Here is a 22,178-nt window from a genome sequence, read left to right on the forward strand (position 1 = left end):
CCGGATCGGTTCAGGACCCCGGCTGCTCACCGGGGTGCTCGGCGGCCCTGGTCTGCCTGGCGGCCTCCCGCTGCTCGCGCTGACGGGTCTTCTCCAGCTCCTTGAGGTCGCGCTCGCGGGCCTTCTCCCGCTCCCTGAGCAGCCGTTCCTGCTCCTTCAGCTCCCGCTCCCGCGCCTTCTCGGCCTCCTTCAGCTCGCGCTGGCGGATCTTCTCCTGCTCGCGGGCGAGCTTCTCGGCCTCGCGCCGTTCGCGTTCGCGGACCTTCTCCAGCTCCTTGAGGTCGCGCTCGCGGGCCTTCTCCCGCTCCCTGAGCTCCTTCTCCGACGGCCGGGACCGCAGCTGGTCCGGGCCGCGGGAGGCGGTCAGGCGGGGGTGCGGGTCCAGGCCCTTCAGGCCGTTCCAGGCGAGGTTGACCAGGTGGGCGGCCACCTCCTCGCGCGGCGGCCGGCGCACGTCGAGCCACCACTGGCCGGTCAGCGCCACCATGCCGACCAGCATCTGCGCGTACATGGGGGCGAGCTTGGGGTCGTAGCCCCGGCGGACGAACTCGTCCACCATGACGTCCTCGACCTGGCTGGCGATGTCGTTGATCAGGCTGGCGAACGTGCCGGTCCCGGAGGCGGCGTGGGAGTCGCGGATCAGGATCCGGAAGCCCTCGCTGTTCTCCTCCACGTAGGCGAGCAGCGCGAGGGCGGCCCGCTCCAGCTTGACCAGCGCGTGCGAGGCCGCCAGCGCCTCGGTCACCATGCCGAGGAGCTTGTCCATCTCCCGGTCGACGACGACCGCGTAGACGCCCTCCTTGCCGCCGAAGTGCTCGTAGACCACCGGCTTGGAGACGCCGGCGGTGGCGGCTATCTCCTCCACCGAGGTGCCGTCGAACCCCTTCTCGGCGAACAGGGACCGGCTGATCTGGATCAGCTGTTCCCGGCGTTCCTTGCCTGACATGCGTCGTCGGGGTTCGTTCACGGTTCTAATAATGGCGTCCCCGGGTCGCGAAGCGGGAACCACGTCCTGGACGGCGTCGATTCCGGCACTCCGGTCGATCGTCTCGTCCGAGGTCACGGCGGCCGCCCGCCGCGCGGTCCCGGACGGAGCGGCGGGCGGCGCCGTACCGCCGGAGACCGTTGCGGAGAGTCCGGGTGGGGCGCCGGGCGGCGCCACGGTGAGACGGGCCGCGGGGGGACGCGCGGTTCCGGGGTTCTGGGACGGGATGCCGGGCGGCGCTGCGGTGACGCGGGCCGCCCCGGGACTCCGTGATGGGCCGTCAGGCGGCAATGCGCTTCGCCGCCAGTCGCTCCGGGGTCGGCCAGCGGACGGAGTGGGCCCAGCCGAGCTTCTCGAACAGCCGGATCACGCCGGCGCTGAGATCGATCTGGCCCTTGAGCACGCCGTGCCGGGCGCAGGTCGGGTCGGAGTGGTGCAGGTTGTGCCAGGACTCGCCGAAGGAGGGGATGGCCAGCCACCACACGTTGCGTGACTTGTCACGCGACTCGAAGACCTCCTCGCCGAAGACGTGGCAGATGGAGTTGATCGACCAGGTGACGTGGTGCAGCAGGCCGATGCGGACCAGCGTGCCCCAGAAGAATCCGGTCGCCATGCCCCACCAGGACCAGCTCAGCAGGCCGCCGAGGACGGCGGGCAGCACCATCGAGGTGATCGCCAGCACCGGGAAGTACCTGTGCAGCTTGATGATGTCGGGGTCCTTGACCAGGTCGGGGGCGTACTTCTCCCGGTTGGCCCGGTCGGCCTCGAACAGCCAGCCCATGTGGGCCCAGAGCAGCCCCTTGCTCACCGCCCAGAAGCCGGTGCCGAACCGCCACGGCGAGTGCGGGTCGCCCTCCTTGTCGGAGAACTTGTGGTGCTTGCGGTGGGTGGCCACCCAGTCGAGCACCGACATCTCCAGCGAGAGGCTGCCGGCGATGCCCAGCGCGATCTTCAGCGGTCGCTTGGCCTTGAACGACCCGTGGGTGAAGTAACGGTGCAGGCCGACGGTGACGCCGAGGCCGGTGATCACGTAGAGGACGAGGGCGATGACGACGTCCGTCCAGCCGAGCCCCCACCCCCAGGCGAACGGCACGGCGGCGACGAGCGCGATCAGCGGCAGGGCGACGACCACCCCGAACGTGATGATCTCGGGCCGGGTCTTGGGCTCTGGGTCGACGTCTGGTTTCGGAGAGGGGGCGGAACGCTCTTCAAGGACGGTCATGGGCTACCTCGATACGACTCATAGGAGAAGGGCGATTTCGTCCGGCTACGCAACCGTAACCTACGCCATCGTAGGTTAGGAATACCTGTGGCCGGATGTGGAGAAGATGACGCTCCTCGGTGGTTCCCGTGGTCGGTTCACGACTTGCTACCACCGAGCGGATCTGCTAGACGACGTCTTCCGGTCCATGCCCGCAGCGGGGTCCCCCTACTCCTTCCGGTTCCCGTGGCGCAGGCGGAGCCGAAACGAGGCGCGTTCGATATCGATCGCTCGGTATCGTGGGGGATGGCCGGGGGGCCCGGACCGGTTCGGGCGGCCCTGTCGATCCGGTATTGGGTAATTGGCAGCCCGCAAGGTTTTGGTCCTTGTTGTCCAGGTTCGAGTCCTGGTGCCGGAGCTACGACTTTTGACGGTTTTATTGGTCCGGCTAGTCGGCTGGGTGGGTTCCCGGGCGGGCAGGTATCCTCACGTTGTCGAGTGGGTGACCGTCCGATGCCCTGAAGAGGGCGGCCTTCGGTCATCCGCTCCGTCAATGTCTCAGCCGCGACGCCGAGGGAGCCTCGTCCGTGAGTGTGCCGCGCCCGGCCGCCGTCATCGTCCTCGCCGCCGGCGAGGGCACCCGGATGAAGTCGAAAACACCCAAGATCCTGCACGAGCTGTGCGGCCGCGCACTCGTGGACCACATGCTCGCCGCCGCTCGAGGTCTCGAACCCGAGCGGCTCATTGTTGTCATAGGCCACGAGCGCGAACGGGTGCGCGAGCACCTCGCGCGGACCGGCCCCGACACCCAGGCCGTCGTGCAGCCCGAGCAGCGCGGCACCGGCAACGCGGTCCGGGTGGTGCTGGAGACCGCCGGGGCCATCGACGGCACGGTCCTGGTGACCTACGGCGACACGCCGCTGCTGCGCACCGAGACCCTCGCCGCGCTGCTGGAACGGCACGACCGCGACGGCAACGCCGTCACCGTGCTCACCGCGGAGGTCCCCGACCCCCGCGGCTACGGCCGGATCGTCCGCGACGGGACGGGAGCGGTCCTCGCCATCGTCGAGGAGAAGGACGCCACCCCCGAGCAGCGGCTGATCCGGGAGATGAACTCCGGCGTCTACGCCTTCGACGGCCGCCTGCTGGCCGACGCGGTCAAGCGGGTCTCCACCGCCAACGCCCAGGGCGAGGAGTACCTCACCGACGTGCTGTCCATCCTCCGGGAGGACGGCCACCGGGTCGGCGCGCACGTCGCGGCCGACCACGTCGAGGTGGAGGGCGTCAACGACCGGGTGCAGCTCGCCTTCGCCCGCCGCGTCCTCAACACCCGCCTGCTGGAGCGGCACATGCGGGCCGGGGTCACGGTCGTCGACCCCGCCACCACGTGGGTGGACGTGGACGTCACCCTGGAACCCGACGTGGTCCTCCACCCCGGCACCCAGCTGCACGGCCGTACGGCCGTCGCCGAGGGCGCCGAGATCGGCCCCGGCGTCACCCTGACCGACACGGTCGTCGGCGAGGACGCGGTGGTGCGCAACGCCGTCTGCGTCGAGGCCGAGATCGGCCCCGGCGCCCAGGTCGGACCGTACGCCTACCTGCGCCCCGGCACCGTCCTCGCGCGCGGGGCCAAGGCCGGGACGTACGTGGAGATGAAGAACGCCCGGATCGGCGAGGGCACGAAGGTGCCCCACCTGACCTATGTGGGCGACGCCACGATCGGGACGGGCTCCAACATCGGAGCCGCCTGCGTCTTCGTCAACTACGACGGAGCCGAGAAACACCACACGACGGTGGGTGACCACGTCCGGGTCGGCAGCGACAACATGCTCGTCGCGCCGATCACCATCGGGGACGGCGCCTACACGGCGGCGGGCTCGGTGCTCACCAACGACGTCCCTCCGGGGGCGATGGCGGTGGCCCGGGGCCGGCAGCGCAACATTGAAGGGTGGGTCGCGCGCAGGCGCGCGGGCACCAAATCGGCCGAGGCGGCCCAAAAGGCCATCGAGACCGGAAACCAGCAGGGGAGCAAGACGTGAGCAAGCGCAGCGAGCCGGCCGGCGGGCACGGCAGCGTCGCGACGACGACCGAGGGCCGTCAGGCGAGGAGGACGGCATGAGCGGCATGAAGCAGACCGGTGAGAAGCAGCTGATGTTCTTCTCCGGACGCGCCTACCCGGAGCTGGCCGAGGAGGTGGCGAGCCACCTCGGGATCGACCCGACCCCCACCACCCTGCGTGACTTCGCCAACGGTGAGATCTACGCCCGCTACCTGGAGTCCGTCCGGGGCTGCGACGCCTTCGTCATCCAGAGCCACACCGGTCCGATCAACAAGTGGATCATGGAGCAGCTGATCATGGTGGACGCGCTCAAGCGCGCCTCCGCCAAGCGGATCACCGTGATCATGCCGTTCTTCGGCTACGCCCGCCAGGACAAGAAGGGCCGCGGCCGCGAGCCCATCACCGCCCGCCTCATGGCCGACCTGTTCAAGACCGCGGGCGCCGACCGGCTGATGTCCATCGACCTGCACACCTCGCAGATCCAGGGCTTCTTCGACGGCCCGGTCGACCACCTGTTCGCCATGCCGGTGCTGGTCGACTACCTCAAGGACAAGCTCGACCTGGAGAGCACCACCGTCGTCTCGCCCGACACCGGCCGCGTCCGGCTGTCGGAGCGCTGGGCCGACACCCTCGGCACCCCGCTGGCCTTCATCCACAAGCGCCGCGACCTCGACGTGGCCAACCAGGTGAAGGTGAACGAGGTCGTCGGCAAGGTGCGGGGCCGTACCTGCGTGCTGATCGACGACATGATCGACACCGCGGGCACGATCTGCAAGGCCGCCGACGCGCTGTACGAGCAGGGCGCCACCGACGTGATCGTGGCCGCCACGCACGCGGTGTTCTCCGACCCCGCGGTGGACCGGCTGAAGAACTCCGGCATCTCCGAGGTGATCGTCACCAACACCCTCCCGCTGGAGGAGGAGAAGAGGTTCGACAAGCTCACCGTCCTGTCGATCGCCCCGCTGATCGCCCGCGCGATCAGCGAGGTGTTCAACGACGGCTCGGTGACCAGCCTCTTCGAGGGCGACACCTGATCCTCCCGGCACCCCGCCGCACCCCCCGCGACACCCCCGCGAGACCCCGCCGAGGCGGCGACCCGAGCCTCGGCGGGCCGAACCCGGCCCGCGTGCCGGTAGGCTGTTCGGGTCGCGCGCGCTCGTAACGCCTTCCGCTAGGGCGGGTGAGGGGGAGCGCGCCCTTCAGATCCCATCGAAGATCCCTAGGAGATCCGCCGTGTCCGAAGTAGTCATCAACGCCGAGACGCGCACCCGGTTCGGCAAGGGTGCCGCCCGCAAGATCCGCCGCGAGGACAAGGTCCCCGTCGTCCTGTACGGGCACGGCACCGAGCCGCAGCACCTCATGCTCCCGGGCCACGAGCTCCTGCTCGCCCTGCGCACGCCGAACGTGCTGATCCGCCTCAAGGGCGCGGCCGACGAGCTGGCCCTGCCCAAGGGCGTCCAGCGCGACCCGATCAAGGGCTTCCTGGAGCACGTCGACCTCCTCCTCGTCAAGCGCGGCGAGAAGGTCACCGTCGAGATCCCGGTCACCACGGTGGGCGAGGTCGCCGACGGCGTTCTCGACCAGCAGCTCGTCTCCATCGCCGTCGAGGCCGAGGCGACCCACATCCCGACCGGCGTCGAGGTCGACGTCGAGGGCCTGGAGGTCGGCACCCAGATCACCGCGGGCGACCTGAAGCTGCCCAAGGGCGCCACCCTGGCCGCCGACCCCGAGACCCTGGTCCTGCACGTCACCTCCGCCGCCGCCCCCGTCGAGGAGGCCGCCGAGGGCGAGGCCGCCGAGGGTGAGGCCGCCGAGGCCGCACCGGCCGAGGCCGCCGAGTAGTTTCATCTGCTAGACCTTGTCAGGGCAGCCCGCGACCGGGCTGCCCTGACGCGCATGTGGAAGGGGCGCCGACCATGGACCGCTGGCTGGTCGTGGGGCTGGGGAATCCCGGGCCGGAGTACGCCGGTAACCGGCACAACGCGGGCTTCATGGTGGCCGACGAGCTCGCCGCCCGCATCGGGGGGCGGTTCAAGGCGCACCGGTCGCGTGCCGAGGCGCTGGAGGGGCGCGTGGCGGGCGCCCCCGCCGTGCTGGCCAAGCCGCTGTCCTACATGAACCTCTCCGGCGGCCCGGTCAAGGCCCTCGCCGACTTCTACAAGGTCGACCCGGCCCGGGTGATCGCCGTCCATGACGAGCTCGACATCCCGTACGGCGCGCTGCGCGCCAAGCTCGGCGGCGGCGACAACGGCCACAACGGACTGAAGTCGATCACCAAGTCCCTGGGCACACGGGACTACCTGCGGCTGCGGTTCGGCATCGGCCGCCCGCCCGGCCGGATGGACCCCGCCGCCTTCGTCCTGCGCGACTTCGCCACCGCCGAGCGCAAGGACCTGCCGTTCCTCGTCGACCGGGCCGCCGACATGGTCGAGTCGCTGATCACCTCCGGCCTGGAGGCCACCCAGAACGCCTTCCACTCGGCCGACCTGAAGCTCTCGGGCCCGCCCCGTTGACGCGCTCCCCGGCCTGAAGGCCCGGAGATTCAGCCCGTGCCGCGCACTCACGCGGCACCTCTGAGGCTTCCTGGTTCGCCGGGTCGTGCCACCGCGAGCGGTGGTCTTACCGCCCCTCCACAGGCGTTCAGCCTGTCCGCCCGTCCGGCGGCCAGGATGTTGATCGCCGCGTTGACGTCCCGGTCGTGAGCCGCGCCACAGGCGCAGGTCCACGACCGGACGTTCAACGGCATCTCGTCCTGCACGGTCCCGCACGCCGAGCACAGCTTCGACGAGGGAAACCAGCGGTCGATCTTCGCGAAAGTGCGGCCGTACCGGGCGGCCTTGTACTCCAGTCCGCTTGCCGGTGATCGAGGCGAAGAAGGTGCGGTGGGCGGCGTTGAGATCGGCGAGCGCCTGCTGGAGCACCACGGCGGACACCTCGCCCAGCCAGGAGCGTTCCGGCGTCTTCTTCGCCTCGGTGATGACCCGCTTGGACAGGTCGGCGTCGGAGACGTACGGCAGGCCCGCCTCGCGGGCTGTCCGGCGTGCGCGCAGCCCGTCGTTGAACACCACGCGGGCGCACCCGAAGGCCCGCGCCAGCGCCTGGCGCTGGGCGGCGTCCGGGGAGAGCCGATACCGGTAACGCAGCCGCACGGCCATCATCGTGCCATCCGGTCATGACCGAACGTATGGGAATCCGGGCGATCCGTGAACACATCGGCGACCGCGCCAACACCGCCCACCACCCCGGCGAGCACACCGTCGCCGAACGCGGGCGGCCGGCCCTTCGCCGTCCCGGTGCCCTATGCCTGGTGGGCCGAGCGGCAAGACCAGGAAGGCCAGGACACGCTCGCGCCCTAGCGGGCCTCCGCGCGGGCCTTCACCCCCGCACCTGAAGGCCGGAGCACCGGCCTGCATTAGGTAGCGTCTGGTGACCGTAGGTAAAGGATCGACTACGCTGGGGGCGCGGGCGCGACGTGAACACCGTCCTGCCGGCCATGGCACTCGCCCTCCTTGGCCGGTACGGCGACGACGTCCGCCGCAGGCTGCCGGTCAAGCCCGGGATGACCGGCCTGTGGCCGCTCACCGGGCACCCTGACATTCCATGGGAGGAATCAGTACGGTGGGAGCTGCGTTACGCAGAGGACTGGTCCCTCACGCTGGACCTGCAGATTCTCTGGAAGACATGGGTGGCCGCCGCACGAGGAACGGGAGTGCACTGAATTGACGATCCGGGACGACCACGTTCTCGCGGCGGATCTCGCGGCCGAGGCCGGTGAGAGGCTGCTGGCGCTGCGCGCCGAGCTGGGGTTCGGCGACCCCGCGGCCCTGCGCAAGGAGGGCGACACCGCCTCCCACCTGTTCCTCATGGACGCCCTGGCCCGCTCGCGCCCCGGCGACGCCGTGCTGTCGGAGGAGGCGACCCGGGAGGAGCGCCTCGACCCCCGCCGCCTCGCGGCCGAACGGGTGTGGATCGTCGATCCCCTCGACGGCACCCGCGAGTTCGCCGAGGAGGGCCGCGCCGACTGGGCGGTCCACGTGGCGCTCTGGGAGCGCGGCGCCCTGACGGCCGGCGCGGTCGCCCTGCCCGCGCAGGGCCGCACCCCGTCCACCCTCGAACCCCCCGTACGGCCGGCGCCCGCAGCCGGAGGCAGGCCGCGGATCGCGGTCAGCCGCACCCGCCCGCCGGAGTTCGTCCGGGCCCTCGCCGAGCGCGTCGGGGCCGACCTGGTGCCGATCGGCTCGGCCGGCGCGAAGATCTCCGCGGTGCTCACCGGCGAGGTCGAGGCGTACGTGCACGCCGGTGGCCAGTACGAATGGGACTCCGCCGCGCCGGTCGCCGTGGCCCTGGCCGCCGGAGCGCACGCCAGCCGGATCGACGGCTCGCCGCTCCGCTACAACCAGGGGGACCCCTCACTGCCGGATATCCTTGTTTCCCTACCGGAACTGGCGCCAGCATTGCTTGACGGCATCCGGGACCTGCACCGATAAGCACCGCTAGGAGAGTCTGATGCTCCAGTGCGACTACACCACGTCGCAGCTCGACGTCCTCGAGGCAGAGTCCATTCACATCATGCGTGAGGTGGCGGCCGAGTTCGAGCGTCCCTGTCTCCTCTTCTCAGGCGGTAAGGACTCCATCGTCATGCTCCGCATCGCGGAGAAGGCGTTCTGGCCGGCCCCGATCCCCTTCCCCCTGCTGCACGTCGACACCGGCCACAACTTCCCCGAGGTCATCGAGTTCCGTGACCGCCGCGCCGACGAGCTCGGCGCGCGCCTGATCGTGGCCAGCGTCCAGGAGTCCATCGACGCCGGCCGGGTGACCGAGGAGACCGGCCGCCGGGCCTCCCGCAACCGGCTGCAGACCACCACGCTGCTGGACGCCATCGAGGACGGCGAGTTCGACGCGGTGTTCGGCGGCGCCCGCCGCGACGAGGAGAAGGCCCGGGCCAAGGAGCGGGTGTTCTCCTTCCGCGACGAGTTCGGCCAGTGGGACCCGAAGAACCAGCGCCCCGAGCTGTGGAACCTCTACAACGCGAAGATCCGCAAGGGCGAGCACATCCGGGTGTTCCCGCTGTCCAACTGGACCGAGCTGGACATCTGGGACTACATCCGGCGTGAGGGCATCGAGATCCCCTCGATCTACTACGCCCACACGCGCAAGGTGTTCGAGCGCGACGGCATGCTGCTGTCCGAGAGCGAGTTCGTCACCCGCGACGAGGACGAGCAGGTCTTCGAGGCCGTGGTCCGCTACCGCACGGTCGGCGACGTGACCTGCACCGGCGCCGTCCAGTCCGCCGCCGCCACGGTCGAGGAGATCATCGCCGAGATCGCCGCCACCCGGATCACCGAGCGCGGCGCCACCCGCGCCGACGACCGGGCCTCCGAGGCGTCGATGGAGGACCGCAAGCGGGAGGGCTACTTCTAGTGAGCGCGGTCCCTTCCCGGCCGGCCCGCACGGCCCGGCAGTCCCTTCCCGCGCGGCCCTCCCGCGCACGCCGTACGACCTCTGGAGAGCGGTTCTGATGGACATCCTTCGCTTCGCCACGGCGGGCAGCGTCGACGACGGCAAGTCGACCCTCATCGGGCGGCTGCTCTTCGACTCCAAGGCGATCTTCGAGGACCAGCTGGAGGCGGTCGAGCGCACCTCCCGCGACCGCGGCACCGAGTACACCGACCTGTCGCTGCTCACCGACGGCCTGCGCGCCGAGCGGGAGCAGGGCATCACGATCGACGTGGCCTACCGCTACTTCGCCACGCCCCGGCGGAAGTTCATCATCGCCGACACCCCCGGGCACATCCAGTACACCCGCAACATGGTGACCGGCGCCTCCACCGCCGACCTGGCGATCGTCCTGATCGACGCCCGCAAGGGCGTGCTGGAGCAGTCGCGGCGGCACGCGTTCCTCACCACGCTGCTGCGGGTGCCGCACCTGGTGCTCGCGGTGAACAAGATGGACCTGGTCGACTACTCCCAGGAGCGGTTCGAGGAGATCCGCGAGGAGTTCACGGCGTTCGCCGCCAAGCTGAACGCCCCGGACCTGACGTTCATCCCGATCTCGGCGCTGCACGGCGACAACGTGGTGTCCCGCTCGGAGAACATGCCGTGGTACAACGGCTCCTCCCTGCTGCACCACCTGGAGAACGTGCACATCGCCTCCGACCGCAACCTGGTCGACGTGCGCTTCCCGGTCCAGTACGTCATCCGGCCGCAGCGCGCCACCGACCCGGCCCTGCACGACTACCGGGGATACGCCGGGCAGGTCGCGGGCGGCGTGCTGAAGCCCGGCGACGAGGTCGTGCACCTGCCGTCGGGGCTGAGCACCCGCATCGCCTCGATCGACACCTTCGACGGCCCGGTGCAGGAGGCGTTCGCGCCGATGTCGGTGACGCTCCGCCTTGAGGACGACATCGACATCTCGCGCGGTGACATGATCTGCCGTCCCAACAACCAGCCGCAGGTCACCCAGGAGCTGGAGGCGATGGTCTGCTGGATGGCCGACGCCACCAAGCTGGCTCCGCGCGCCAAGCTGACCATCAAGCACACCACCCGCACGGCCCGGGTGCTGGTCAAGGACCTGCACTACCGGCTCGACGTCAACACCCTGCACCGCGACGAGGAGGCCGGGTCCCTCGGGCTGAACGAGATCGGGCGCGTCTCGCTCCGCGTCACCCAGCCCCTGTTCGTGGACGACTACGCGAGGAACCGCCTCACCGGCGGCTTCATCCTCGTGGACGAGGCCACCAACAACACCGTCGGCGCCGGGATGATCACCGACGCCCGTTAGACCTGTTCCGCGGATCCCCGCCGTGGCGCGGGCCCGCCCGGGCGACCGCGGTGGGTGTGACGATCCGCGGGCCGCCGGACCGATCGTCCGGCCCGAGCGGGCCGCCGGGCCGGACGGCCGGTCCGGCCCGGCGTCCCCGGGTAGATCCTTTGTCCTTTCCACGATGGATCGGTAACTCTCCGCACTAAGATGTGCACGTTCCGTATCCGACGGGTAAGGATTCGTGCCGTGCCTGACAAGCCGCCTCCCGCCCGGGTCGTCTTCCTCGGCGGTCTCGGCCGCAGCGGGACCACCCTGCTGGAGCGCCTGCTCGGCGAGGTCCCCGGCGTCGTGCCGCTCGGCGAGGTCGTCCACCTCTGGGCCAGGGGCGTGCTGGCGAACGAGTCCTGCGGCTGCCGGCGGCCGTTCAGCGCGTGCCCGTTCTGGCGGGAGGTCGGCGAGCGCGCGTTCGGCGGCTGGCCGGACGACCTCGCCCATCGGATGCTCCGGCTCAGGCGTCGGGTGGACCGCACCCGGCGCGTTCCCGAGCTGGCCCGCCGCCTCCCCGGGTCTCCGGCGCGTGCCGGGTCCACCGGGTCCGCGGCGTTCGCCGGGTCCTCCGGGCGCGCGGAGCGCCTGGGGCCCGTGACGCCCTGGGAGGCCGTGCGCTTCGCGGAGCTCGCGGAGTCTCCCGAGCTCGCCGAGTACGCCGCGGCGCACCGCCGCCTGTACGACGCGGCGGCCGAGGTCTCCGGCAGGCCGGTCGTGGTCGACTCCAGCAAGCACGCCTCCACCGCCTTCTGCCTGACGGCGGCCGGGCTCGACGTGCGCGTGGTGCACGTCGTGCGCGACCCCCGCGCGGTCGCCCACTCCTGGCGCAGGCGGGTGCCCCGCCCGGAGGACGGCCGGCCGATGACCCGCTGGTCGCCGGCCCGCACCTCGCTGCACTGGCTCGCCCAGAACCTCAGCCTGGAGCTGCTGGCGCGCGGCGGCGCCCGCGTCACCCGGGTCCGCTACGAGGACCTGCTCGACGCCCCGGCCGCCGTCCTCGGCCGCCTGGCCGCCGAGGCCGGTCTCCCGCCCCGTCTCGACTTCCTCTCCGCCGGCCGGGCCGACCTCTCCCCGGCCCACACGGTCTCCGGCAACCCCGTGCGTTTCACGGTCGGCCGGATCGGCCTGGACCCCGACGACGGCTGGCGCACCGCCGCCCCGGCGCGGCACCGGCGCCTGGTCGCCGCGCTGACCTGGCCACTCATGATCAAGTACGGCTACGACAGGAGGCCGGCGTGAGCCCATCGGTGGGCGTGGTCATCCCCACGCGGGGACATCGGCCCGACCGGCTGCGCGCCGCGATCCGCGCCGCGCTCGGCCAGGACCACCCCGGCCCCCTGGAGGTGGTCGTCGTCGTCGACGGCGGCGACCCGGCGGCGGTCGCCGACCGGACGGCCGACCTCCTGGCCGGCCGGTGCCCGGCCGCCTCCGGCGAGGAGGCGCCGCGCCGGGTCCGGGTGGTGGCCAACCGCCTCAGCCCCGGTCTGCCGGGGGCCCGAAACACCGGTATCGCGGTGCTCGGCACCGACCTGGTGGCCTTCTGCGACGACGACGACGAATGGGCGCCCGGCAAGGTCGCCGCCCAGGTCGCCGCCCTGGAGTCGCGGCCCGGCGCGGAGTTCTCCAGCTGCGCCATCGAGGTCGAGTACGGCTCGCGCCGCGTCCCCCGGCTGGCCGGGACCGGCACCGTCACCCGGGCGCACCTGCTGCGTTCGCGCATGGTGATGGTCCACTCCTCGACGTTCCTGTTCCGGCGGGGCGCCTTCTGGGCCGACGAGAGCGCGCCGGGGGGCCAGAACGAAGACTGGGACCTCGCGCTGCGCGCGGCCGCGCGCCACCCGATCGTGCACGTGGACCGTCCCCTGGTGCGGGTGCGCTGGGGCGGTTCGGCGTACGCGACCCGCTGGGCCGACCGAATCGCCGGGCTGGAGTGGATGCTCGCCCGGCACCCCGATCTGGTCGTGGACCCGCGCGGCGCGGCGCGGGTCTACGGCCAGCTCGCCTTCCACCACGCCGCCCTCGGCCGGCGACGGGAGGCGGGCCGCTGGGCCTGGCGGGCGTTCACCGCGCGCCGCGGCGAGCCCCGGGTGCCGCTCGCGCTCGCCGTGGCCGCGGGCCTGGTGCCGGCCGGGACCGTCCTCGGGACGCTCCACAGTCTCGGGCGCGGCATCTGATGGCGCTCCGGGCCGTCCAGGAGACGCATCAGGCCCCGCAGAAGACGCGCCAGGCCGGTCAGGAGGCCGGTTGGGCCGGTCAGGCGGCACGTCGGGCCGGCCGAACGCACGGAGCCGTTCCGGAGACGGCCGCCCGGGACGCGCACCGACCCGCCCGGGAGGCGGTGCGCGCCCAGAGGCGGCCGTGGCCCGGCGACGACCACGGACGGCCGCGCCACCGGGTGCGCGTGGCGGGCCTCACGATCGACCCGATGACCGAGGGGGAGGTCGTCGACCACGTGGTCGGCGCGCTGAAACGCGGCGAGGGCGGTCACCTCGTCACCCCCAACATGGACATCGCCTGGACCGCCGCCCACGACCCCGGGACGCGCGAGCTCGTCGAGCGGGCCGACCTGTCGGTCGCCGACGGCATGCCGCTGGTGTGGGCGGCCAGGCTGCTCGGCACGCCCCTGCCGGCGAGGGTCGCCGGGGCCGACCTGATCTGGTCGCTGTCGGAGGCGGCCGCCTTCTACCGCCACCCGGTCTACCTCCTCGGCGGCCCGCCGGGGGTGGCCCGGCAGGCGGCCGACCGGCTGGTCCGGCGCCATCCCTCGCTCGTCGTCGCGGGCACGCAGGCTCCGCCGTACGGGTTCGAGACGGACCCCGGCGGCCACGACGAGATCAGGGAGGCGCTGGTGTCCGCCGCGCCCCGGCTGGTCTTCGTCGGGCTCGGCTTCCCCAAGCAGGAGCGGCTCATCGCGCGGCTCCGGGACGACCTTCCCGGCACCTGGTTCGTGGGGTGCGGCTCGGCCATCGCGTTCGCGGCCGGGGCGACGCCCCGGGCGCCGGTGTGGATGCGGGGGGCGGGGCTGGAGTGGCTCTTCCGCCTGGTTCACGAGCCCGGCCGGCTGGCCCGCCGCTACCTCCGCCACGACCTGCCCTTCACGCTCCGGCTCCTGGGCTCCTGCCTCCTGCATCGGCTCTTCTCCTGAGCCCTGCCTTCTGCATCGGCTCTTCTCCTGGGCTCCTGCCTCCTGCGCCGGCTCTTCTCCTGAGCCCCGCCTCCCGGCCGGTTCGGTCACGCTCCCGGGCCCCGCGTCCCGGTTGACCTGGTCGTCCGGCCGAACTAGCTTTTACTCATGCGAGTAAGCCAGGCCGGTGAGGGACGCTCGCTCGCCGCGACCGCCCGCCGCGCGCAGATCGTGGCGGCGACCATCGAGACGATCGCCGAGCTGGGCTACCCGCAGACCTCCTTCGCCCGCATCGCCGAGCGGGCCGGGCTGAGCAGCACCCGGCTCATCTCCTACCACTTCGCGGGCAAGGACGAGCTGATCGGCGCGGTCGTCACCGAGGTCCACCGGACGATCGGGCGGTTCATGGCCGAACGGCTGGCCGACCTTCCCGATGCCCGGCGCGCGCTGCGGGCCTACATCACCGGCGTGGTGGAGTTCGTCGCCGGACACCGGGCGCAGATGCAGGCATTGATGGAGATCTTCCTCGACTTCCGCGGGAAGGACGGCGACGACCGCTCCTACGACGCCGCGACCGAACGGCAGGTCCTCGGCTCCCTTGAGGAGATCCTGCGCTGGGGGCAGGCCACCGGCGAGTTCCGCGACTTCGACACCTTCGTGATGGCCGCGACCGTCCAGCGGTCCGTGGACGGCCTGCCGTTCCTGCTGCGAACCGAGCCCGAGCTCGACCTTTCCCGCTACGCGGACGAGCTGGCGACCATCTTCGACCTCGCCACCCGGAACCGGCGCCCCCTCTCCGAAGGTGAGGAGGCCCGGTGAACGGACGCGGTCCGACCCGTGGGCGCCGCCCCGCGCGCCTCCGCGGATCAGTCGTCCACGAGGGTGACGCGCTGGTCGGCTGAGCCGGTGTAGGGGCCGTAGAGGATGAACGCCGTCGGCGGACGCTTGCCGGCGAATTCCTTGCCGATGGACAGTGCCTTGCCGGAAGGGACGCTCACCAGCCGGCGTACGCCGTCACTGAAGGCCGGGCGGTGCCAGCGCTGGGCCGGGACGGAGGCGCATGGCTTGATCCGGACCGCGAGCATGCCGCCGCCGTTGAAGGCGACGGTGTCGTACCGCTCGCCGGCGGCCAGGCAGCGTCCGCTGACGACGTTGACGAGCTGGAACCGCTGGGCGCCGCCCCGCGTACGCCAGGCCGTACGCGGGTCGGCGCACGGCAGCGCCGCCACCAGCCCACCCGCGGCACCGACGCATCGGCCCGCGTAGGCGATCCGGGTGCCCGGCTGGGGGCTGGGCTCGCGGGGGGACCGCGACGCGGGTCTCGGGGTCGTCACGCGGGCGGCCGGGGTTCTCTCGCGGGTGGGAGCCCGGGTCCTCACGCGGGTGGACTCGGGCTCCCGGGGCCTCACACGGGTGGGCCTCGGGGTGGGTGACGCGCCCGGCGCGGGCGCGGCGACCTGCGCGGGCGGGGAGGGGGCCGGATCCGCCGGCAGAGTGAACACGGCCACGGTCACGGCCACGGCCACGGCGGCGATGATCGCCGTCACCCCCGACACCGGGATCACCCAGCCCGGCAGCGCGGCCCCCTTCGACGCGACGCCCGGCGTCCCGGTCCCCGCCCCGGCCGGTGTCCCGGCGGGGGCCCCGGCCCCCGCCGTGCCCGGTGCCCCCGCTCCCGCCGCGGTCCACTTCCCCGCTCCCAGGGCGAGCGGGAACAGGGCGATCGGCAGCGCCGCGCGGAGCGTGGCGTTGAGGTCGAGCAGCTCCGCGTGCGCCCGGGCGCAGCTCGCGCAGGATTCCAGGTGCCCGCGCAGCGCCCGCGGAAGGCGGCCGCTTCTCTTGCGCACGACCGCCGCCAGCGGTTCGGCGTACTCCCGGCAGCGGGGTGACGCGCCGGACGCGTACGCGGCCAGGTACGCCTTGCGCAGCCCCTCGCGGGCGCGGAAGGCCAGCACGCCGACGTTGCCGGGAGTGATGCCGAGGATCTTCGCGACCCGCTCGGGCTCCTCGTCCTCGATCAGGGTGTGCCAGAGCACGGTCTGCCAGCGTGCGGGCAGCGAGCGGTAGGCGCGGGTCACGAGATCGTCCGGCGGCTCCGGCGCGTCCGTCGTGAGATCGTCCTCGCGGAACTCGTCGGTCAGGACGAACCGCTGGTCGGAGCGCGCCCACTCCGCCGCCGTGTTGCGGACCACCGCGTACAGATAGGGACGCCAGTCGCCGATCGGTCCGGCCGGGCCGTTCCGGACGGTCCGCAGGGTCCGCGCGAACGCCTCGCTGGCCAGGTCCTCGGCGGTGTGCGGGTCCCGGCACAGGCGGCGGGCGAAAGCGATGACGGCCGGGTAGTGCCGCTCGTACAACTCGGAGACGGCACGGTCGTCCCCGGCCCTGACCATTCGGGTCAGGGCCAGATCATCACTTTCCGGGTTGATCACTTATCTGATTGTAAATTTGACGGAATTCTTCTGATACGCGGCCTTGGCGTAGACGCCGGCGGGCTTGGCGGAGGAGGCGACGAGGCGGGTGGCCTTCGTGGTCGCGCTCTTCAGCGTGACCGAGCCGCCGGCCTTCTCCAGCAGCCAGCACTGTCCCTTGGCGGCCCCGCTGCACTTGACCAGGACGACCGAGCGCTTGCCGCCGCTGACCTTGCCGAGCGCCATGCAGCGGTTCTGGCGGCGCACCTGCACGTGCTCGCCGACCGTCACGACGTTCCACGTGGCGCCGCAGGCACCGAGGCGCACCCTGGTGCCGGACGAGGTCAGGCAGGTGCCGTACGTGCTCCTGAACCGGACGTTCCGGCCCCGCACGGGGGTCTCGGCGGGGGCGGGGGTGGGGTCGAGCGACTCGGCCGGGCCCGACGTGACGGCCGGCTCCGGAGCGGAGGTCGGCGTCGCGGTCGGCGCGCCGGTCGGTCCGGCGGTCGGTCCGGCGGTCGGTCCGGTGGTCGGCCGGGCGGTCGACTGTGACGTGGCCGTCGGGGCCGGGGTGCTCGGCCGGGTGGGCGAGGAGGCCAGGCCGCCCAGCAGCTCGGCCACGAACTCACCCTTGCCGTCGCGTACCACCGCTCCGCCGTCACGGTTGTCCTTGACGGCCGGCTTCCCGCCGGCGCGGCTGGTGAAGTTGGTCCTGTCCTGACCGGCGTCCGGCAGCCACTGCTGCGCCTTGTCCTTCTTCGCGCACGGGCCGGTCACGACGGTGTCCGCCATGGTGAGGCAGCGGCCGGTCGCCGCGTTGCGGATCGTGAGGTACCCGTCGTCGTCGATGCCGCGCTGCCACGTCTGCGCGGAGCCGTCCGTACACGCGCGCTGCACGACCTGTGCCGCGCTCCCGTCGAGGCATCTGCCGCCGTCCACCACCTTGATGCGGAACCGCCACACCGGGCTCGGCTGGTCCTGGATCAGGTACGGGCTGAACGCGACGTTCCTGATCCTCTCCAGCTCCGGTTGCCGTACCGGCGTCGGCTCGAAGTACCGGAAGTCGTCGATCCGGCACGAGTCGAGGTGGTAGTTGGACGCGGGGTCGCTCGTGCACTCCTTCCGGGTGCCCATGTTCCGGCAGACCGGGTCGTTGCCGTTCACGCCGCCCCCGTCGCAGTGCGAGAGCCCGAAGCTGTGGATCAGCTCGTGGGTGAGCCCGGCCTCGCTCCAGCACCAGCGCGGGAGGATGACGTTGCCGGTGCTCAGGCCGGCGTTGGCGCCGCCGCCCGTACAGGAGTCCGTGATCTCGTTGTCCCTGACGAGGTACAACGGCTTGACCCGGTTGGTCTGCCAGAGCGTACGCACCAGGGCCGGCTGGGAGGCGAGGTTCTCCGCCATCGCCTTGCCCATCTCGGCTCGGTTGCGGCCCTTGGTGAACGGCAGCTTCGCCACCACCGGACGGCAGTCACCGTCCTGCACGAACCGGATCCGCCGGGAGACCCCGAACCGCTCGGCACTTGAGTCGACCGTCTGGTCGGTCTCCCAGATGGTGTTCAGCAGGGCGGCGCTGTCGGCCTCCCAGGCGTCCTGCCCGGGCTGGTGGACGTAGATCGGCAGCACCCAGCCCTTGTCCTTGGCATCCACCTCGTCACAGGCGAACCGCGACTGGGCCGCCGGAACCGCCGCCGTGGCGGACGACTGGACCGCCGGGGCCGCCGCCACGGCGGGCGACGGCGCCGCCAGGCCCGCCCCGCCCATCGACAACAGCAGCGCCGCTATGAGGATGGATCTCAACGTGCTCAATCCGAGCTCCTTTCGTTCACAGAGGAAGGAGTCCGGCCACTCGCCTGGATTACGCGGCTTCGGATATTTTTCTGTCCTGTCGCGGTTTCGTGGTGTTCGAGGCGGCCACACGCGTGGTGTGGGAGCCGAGGGGGTCGTCGCCGGCCATGACGGTGACCGCCCTCCTTCCGGGCTGCCGCGGCCCGCCGTACGGCGGCCGTCCGCACGGATCAGGGAGCGGCCAGCCGCCTGATCCGGTGGGCCTCCTCGCGGCTCAGCCGCGCCGCGGCCGAGGCCGCCGCCCGCCGGGAGTCCATCGGGCGGTACGCGGTGCGGGACAGGCCGCTCCAGGCGAAGCCGCCGCCCGGCCGCCCGGCGGCCGCGGTGCAGGCGCGGGAGATGCGGCGTTCGGCGCGGGAGGACCAGGTCAGGCCCGCCCAGTCGTACAGGCCGCGGAAACCCCGCACCGGGTCGGCGGCCAGCTCCTCGTAGCTCACCAGCAGGATGCCGGGGTGCCGCGCGGCGAGGTCGGCGGCGACGTCCCGGGCGGCCCGCCACAGGGCGACGGTCGTGGTCATCGGATCCGGGCAGTCCGCCAGTGGGCGCAGCTCCGCCAGGCACGGGTGGTCGCGGACCAGCAGCGGCTGCCCGAGCAGCTCCCGGGGGCTGACCGCCCAGCCGAGCCGCCGCCAGCTCCCCACCAGCCCCACCGGGTCGCGGAGCAGCAGGATCACCCGGCAACCCAGCCGCTCGGCGAACCAGCCGGCCGAGAACAGCGCGAAGGGGTCGTCCAGCAGCGCCCGCCGTCCGGCCAGCCTGCCCAGCGTGAACGCCGTGCCGTACCGGACCAGCCGTGCCAGGTCGTACGGCGAGCGGTTGCGGCGCAGCTCGGCCAGGAAGCGGTAGCGCAGCGCGACGGTGTCGGCGAAGGCGCGCAGCCAGACCGCCTCGTTGTCCGGGCAGATGTACTGGAAGCGGTGGGTCACGCGGGCGTCGAGCACCCCCGGGCAGCCGCCGGGCGGATGCCCGGGGTTCAGGGGCTCGTTGACGTAGACCAGCTCGCCCCCGGCGGCGAGCATCTTGCCCGTCCAGCTCGTGCCGCTCCTCGGCAACCCGGTCACCAGCACGGGCGTCATCGGCGGCCTCCGGCTCGGCGGCCCGGATCCCCGCCGGTACCGCGCTCCGTGTCCCCGCCCGGATCATGGCCCGGTTCCCCGCCGGTACCGCGCTCTGTGGCCCTGCTCGGATCATGGCCCGGTTCCCCGCCGGTACCGCGCTCTGTGGCCCTGCTCGGATCATGGCCCGGTTCCCTGTCCGCGTCATGGTCCGCGACGTGGAACAGGTCCCCGTCCGCCCCACGGTCCGCGTCGTCCATGTCGGCGGACGCGGGCGGGGAGGCCGTACGGCGCGGCGGACGCCACGGCGTCAGCGCGGCGACGCTGTGCGCGCCGAAGGGGCGCAGGCCGTAGCGCCGGTTGATCCGCCACAGCGGGAGCAGGTTCTTGACCAGCGTGCCCCCGGACCAGCCGAGGGCGGCGCCGAGCACGCCCGCGGAGGGGACCAGCAGCACGTCCAGCGCCACGGTCGTCGCGACGGCCGCCACCAGGTTGGCCAGGCTGGAACGGGTGTGCCCGGCCGCGGACAGCGCCACGTCGGCCATGCCGCAGGCGGTGGCGGCCATCATCGTCCCGGCCAGCACGAGCGCCACCGGCACGCCGGAGGCGTAGCCGTCACCGAACACGCCGAGCAGCCACGGCGCGAGCGAGGCGTAGCCCAGCCAGATCGGCCAGGTCGGCACGACCAGCCACATCGTGGCCGACTGGTACAGCGCGCGGGCGCGCGGCAGGTCTCCCTCGGCCAGCGCGCGCACCAGCCCGGGCTGCACCGCCTGGGCCAGCCCCTGCCCGGCGAGCTGTCCCACGACCTTGAACCGGGTCGCCGCGGTGTAGACGGCCGCCTCCGCCGGGCCGGCGAGCGCCGCGACGACCAGGACGTCCAGCCGCTGGAAGACCGACTGGAGCGCGGCTGCGGCCGACCGGGGCCAGGTGTCGCGCCACAGGTCGAGCGCGGCGCCCGGCGGGCGCGGCCCGCGCGGCAGCCGCCGGCGCAGCCAGAGCGCGGCCGGCACCAGGACCACCGTGTACGGCCAGGCCCAGGCCGCCGCGAGCGCCGTGAGCGTGACGGCGTCCACTGCCTTCACTGCCTCCGCTGCCTCCACGGCGTTCATGGAGGCCACGGCGTTCACGGCGGCCGGCGCGAGGCCGCCCCCGCCGGTGTGCGCGGCCCAGAGGACCAGCGCCACCCCGGCGAGCTGGGCCGACGGCAGGAACAGGCCGGTGAGCAGGACGGTGGGCCGCATCGCGCCGAACCCGCGGGTCGCGGCCACCGCGACGTCCGCGCACACCACCGCCGGCAGCGCGGCGGCCAGCACGCGCGACGCGGGGTCGGCAGGGTAGCGGGCGGCGACGACGGCGACGGCGACGGCCAGCGAGAGCGCCGCGACCGGGACGAACGCCGCGCGGACGTAGCCGCGGGCGGGGCCGTAACCCAGGGGGCGTGACCGGGCGATGAGGCGGACCAGCCCGTTTCCGGCGTCCAGGCGCAGAATCCCGGCGGTGGTCAGGCAGAGCGCCGTCGCGGTGAAGAACGCTCCCGCCGTCTGCCGGTCCGTCCCCCGGGTGACCAGCACGACCGTCGCGAACTGCGCGGCGGCGCCTGCCCCGGCCCCGGCCAGGCCCGCCAGCCCGGCCCGCGCCGTCCCGCGCATCGAGCCCGGTCCGCCCGGTGCGGTGCGGCCCGGCGGGCGCGGGGAGGTCAGTGCGGCCACGACGGCCTCCCGGCGGCCGGTCCGGGAGCGTGGGACGTGGATGTGCGGCGCGGACCGGGCCGGGCCGGCGTCATCGTGCGGCGCGGACCGGGCCGGGTCAGCGTCGCCATGACGGCTCCGCGCCGAGCCACGGTGAGAGCCGGGCGTCGGGCTCCTCGAAGCGAGCGGCCAGCTCGCGGCGGAGCGGCCCGGGCATCGGGGCGGGCCGCGGCCGGGCGTTGTGCCGTTCGAACCGCGGGTCGCCGAGGTGCGGCAGGCCGAGGAACTCCAGCACCCGGTCGTAGACGACCTCCGGATCGGCGAAGAACCGCCCGCTGTCCAGGACGAGCAGCCGGTCCCGGCCGAACAGGGGCTCCAGGCGGGCGAGCTGCTCGGCGTAACGGCCCCGGGCGAGATAGGCGTGGTGGCGGTGGGCGTGGCTCACCGAGTGCGGGCCGGCGCGCAGGACGTCCTCGGCCCCGGCCAGCCGCTCCTCCTCCAGCTCCACCGCGCGGGCGAAGTCGGGCTCGGTCTCGAAGCCCCGGGCCAGCTCGTGGGCGTGCGCGGAGAAGGCGCGCTCGACGGGGTCGCGGACCAGCACGATCAGCTTCACCCCGGGCAGGTCGCGGGCGATCCGGGGACCGGCGAGCGGGTGGAACAGGTAGTAGGGGGACGATTCGAACGCCTGGGGGCGGCAGCCGTACCGGCGGGCCAGGCGCGCGGTCCGGGCCCCGAGCGGGAAGTGGGCGCGGTACCACGGAAGACCCCGTTCATAGGCCACGTCGAAGTAGTGGACGCCCTTGTGGAGCACCGGTTTGAGGATCAGCGGATGCCGCGCCAGCGCCCGGTACAGCGAGGTGGTGCCACAGCGCTGCGCCCCGATGATCAGGAAGGACGGCAGGAGCCGCTGCCCGGCGGTCAGTCGTCCCACGGCACGGGACACGGCATGGGCCGGGCGCTTCACCCCGGGGATCACTATGAACTCCTCTGCGCGTG

Annotated in this window: 19 protein-coding genes, 1 tRNA gene and 2 pseudogenes; 13 read left to right on the forward strand and 9 right to left on the reverse strand. The window is 72.8% G+C overall.

The window, feature by feature from the left end:
* Positions 1-10: 10 nt before the first annotated feature.
* On the reverse strand, positions 11-967 hold the full coding sequence (locus tag IEZ10_RS11310; RefSeq protein ID WP_229811156.1) for a TetR/AcrR family transcriptional regulator: 957 nt from the start codon (positions 965-967) through the stop codon (positions 11-13).
* Between the two features lie 298 nt (positions 968-1,265).
* Positions 1,266-2,207: an acyl-CoA desaturase gene (locus IEZ10_RS11315; protein WP_189246434.1), complete on the reverse strand. Its 942-nt coding sequence runs from the start codon at positions 2,205-2,207 to the stop codon at positions 1,266-1,268.
* Positions 2,208-2,532: 325 nt separating this feature from the next.
* Here IEZ10_RS11315 and IEZ10_RS11320 point away from each other — a divergent pair.
* From IEZ10_RS11320 to pth, 5 genes are all read left to right on the forward strand, one after another.
* Positions 2,533-2,604 (forward strand) — tRNA-Gln (locus IEZ10_RS11320).
* A gap of 169 nt (positions 2,605-2,773) precedes the next feature.
* A complete protein-coding gene (gene glmU, locus IEZ10_RS11325; RefSeq protein WP_189246435.1) occupies positions 2,774-4,225 on the forward strand; it encodes a bifunctional UDP-N-acetylglucosamine diphosphorylase/glucosamine-1-phosphate N-acetyltransferase GlmU in 1,452 nt (483 codons plus the stop codon).
* Positions 4,226-4,301: 76 nt separating this feature from the next.
* A complete protein-coding gene (locus IEZ10_RS11330; protein WP_189246436.1) occupies positions 4,302-5,279 on the forward strand; it encodes a ribose-phosphate diphosphokinase in 978 nt (325 codons plus the stop codon).
* Between the two features lie 199 nt (positions 5,280-5,478).
* Entirely contained in the window at positions 5,479-6,087 is a 609-nt protein-coding gene (locus IEZ10_RS11335; protein WP_189246437.1) for a 50S ribosomal protein L25/general stress protein Ctc, read from the forward strand.
* A 74-nt stretch (positions 6,088-6,161) separates the two neighbouring features.
* Positions 6,162-6,758, forward strand: coding sequence for an aminoacyl-tRNA hydrolase (gene pth / locus IEZ10_RS11340; RefSeq protein WP_229811157.1), 597 nt, complete (start codon positions 6,162-6,164; stop codon positions 6,756-6,758).
* Between the two features lie 47 nt (positions 6,759-6,805).
* Here the strand turns inward: pth and IEZ10_RS40390 are convergent, their stop codons facing one another.
* Both IEZ10_RS40390 and IEZ10_RS40395 read right to left on the reverse strand, forming a co-directional pair.
* A complete protein-coding gene (locus IEZ10_RS40390; RefSeq protein WP_373287388.1) occupies positions 6,806-7,144 on the reverse strand; it encodes a zinc ribbon domain-containing protein in 339 nt (112 codons plus the stop codon).
* A gap of 178 nt (positions 7,145-7,322) precedes the next feature.
* Positions 7,323-7,403, reverse strand: a pseudogene (locus tag IEZ10_RS40395) (helix-turn-helix domain-containing protein); the annotation flags it as partial.
* 350 nt (positions 7,404-7,753) lie between these two features.
* Here IEZ10_RS40395 and IEZ10_RS11350 point away from each other — a divergent pair.
* The 8 genes and pseudogenes from IEZ10_RS11350 to IEZ10_RS11385 all read left to right on the forward strand — a co-directional run.
* A pseudogene (locus tag IEZ10_RS11350) lies at positions 7,754-7,963 on the forward strand (sugar transferase); the annotation flags it as partial.
* Position 7,964: 1 nt separating this feature from the next.
* Positions 7,965-8,732: a 3'(2'),5'-bisphosphate nucleotidase CysQ gene (locus tag IEZ10_RS11355; RefSeq protein WP_189246439.1), complete on the forward strand. Its 768-nt coding sequence runs from the start codon at positions 7,965-7,967 to the stop codon at positions 8,730-8,732.
* 19 nt (positions 8,733-8,751) lie between these two features.
* On the forward strand, positions 8,752-9,666 hold the full coding sequence (gene cysD / locus IEZ10_RS11360; protein ID WP_189246440.1) for a sulfate adenylyltransferase subunit CysD: 915 nt from the start codon (positions 8,752-8,754) through the stop codon (positions 9,664-9,666).
* A 97-nt stretch (positions 9,667-9,763) separates the two neighbouring features.
* Positions 9,764-11,026 (forward strand): sulfate adenylyltransferase subunit CysN, encoded by a 1,263-nt coding sequence (gene cysN, locus IEZ10_RS11365; RefSeq protein WP_189246441.1) that lies wholly within the window; start codon positions 9,764-9,766, stop codon positions 11,024-11,026.
* A 228-nt stretch (positions 11,027-11,254) separates the two neighbouring features.
* Complete coding sequence (locus tag IEZ10_RS11370; protein WP_229811158.1) at positions 11,255-12,295, forward strand: sulfotransferase; 1,041 nt, start codon at positions 11,255-11,257, stop codon at positions 12,293-12,295.
* Complete coding sequence (locus IEZ10_RS11375) at positions 12,292-13,230, forward strand: glycosyltransferase family 2 protein (protein ID WP_189246443.1); 939 nt, start codon at positions 12,292-12,294, stop codon at positions 13,228-13,230. Before IEZ10_RS11370 ends, IEZ10_RS11375 begins: the two co-directional genes overlap by 4 nt.
* Positions 13,231-13,457: 227 nt before the next feature.
* Complete coding sequence (locus IEZ10_RS11380) at positions 13,458-14,201, forward strand: WecB/TagA/CpsF family glycosyltransferase (RefSeq protein ID WP_506004877.1); 744 nt, start codon at positions 13,458-13,460, stop codon at positions 14,199-14,201.
* 147 nt (positions 14,202-14,348) lie between these two features.
* Complete coding sequence (locus IEZ10_RS11385; RefSeq protein ID WP_189246445.1) at positions 14,349-14,999, forward strand: TetR/AcrR family transcriptional regulator; 651 nt, start codon at positions 14,349-14,351, stop codon at positions 14,997-14,999.
* 47 nt (positions 15,000-15,046) lie between these two features.
* On the opposite strand, the gene IEZ10_RS11390 is transcribed toward IEZ10_RS11385, so the two are convergent.
* The 5 genes from IEZ10_RS11390 to IEZ10_RS11410 all read right to left on the reverse strand — a co-directional run bounded on the left by IEZ10_RS11390 (position 15,047) and on the right by IEZ10_RS11410 (position 22,158).
* Positions 15,047-16,612, reverse strand: coding sequence for a sigma-70 family RNA polymerase sigma factor (locus IEZ10_RS11390; RefSeq protein ID WP_189246446.1), 1,566 nt, complete (start codon positions 16,610-16,612; stop codon positions 15,047-15,049).
* A complete protein-coding gene (locus IEZ10_RS11395; protein WP_189246447.1) occupies positions 16,613-18,397 on the reverse strand; it encodes a ricin-type beta-trefoil lectin domain protein in 1,785 nt (594 codons plus the stop codon).
* A 209-nt stretch (positions 18,398-18,606) separates the two neighbouring features.
* Complete coding sequence (locus IEZ10_RS11400; RefSeq protein WP_189246448.1) at positions 18,607-19,512, reverse strand: sulfotransferase; 906 nt, start codon at positions 19,510-19,512, stop codon at positions 18,607-18,609.
* Positions 19,509-21,203, reverse strand: a complete 1,695-nt coding sequence (locus IEZ10_RS11405) for a lipopolysaccharide biosynthesis protein (protein ID WP_229811159.1) — start codon at positions 21,201-21,203, stop codon at positions 19,509-19,511. Before IEZ10_RS11405 ends, IEZ10_RS11400 begins: the two co-directional genes overlap by 4 nt.
* A 97-nt stretch (positions 21,204-21,300) precedes the next feature.
* A complete protein-coding gene (locus tag IEZ10_RS11410) occupies positions 21,301-22,158 on the reverse strand; it encodes a sulfotransferase family protein (protein ID WP_189246449.1) in 858 nt (285 codons plus the stop codon).
* Between the last annotated feature and the right edge of the window lie 20 nt (positions 22,159-22,178).

The organism is Streptosporangium pseudovulgare, assembly GCF_014648055.1.
Lineage (GTDB): Bacteria > Actinomycetota > Actinomycetes > Streptosporangiales > Streptosporangiaceae > Streptosporangium > Streptosporangium pseudovulgare.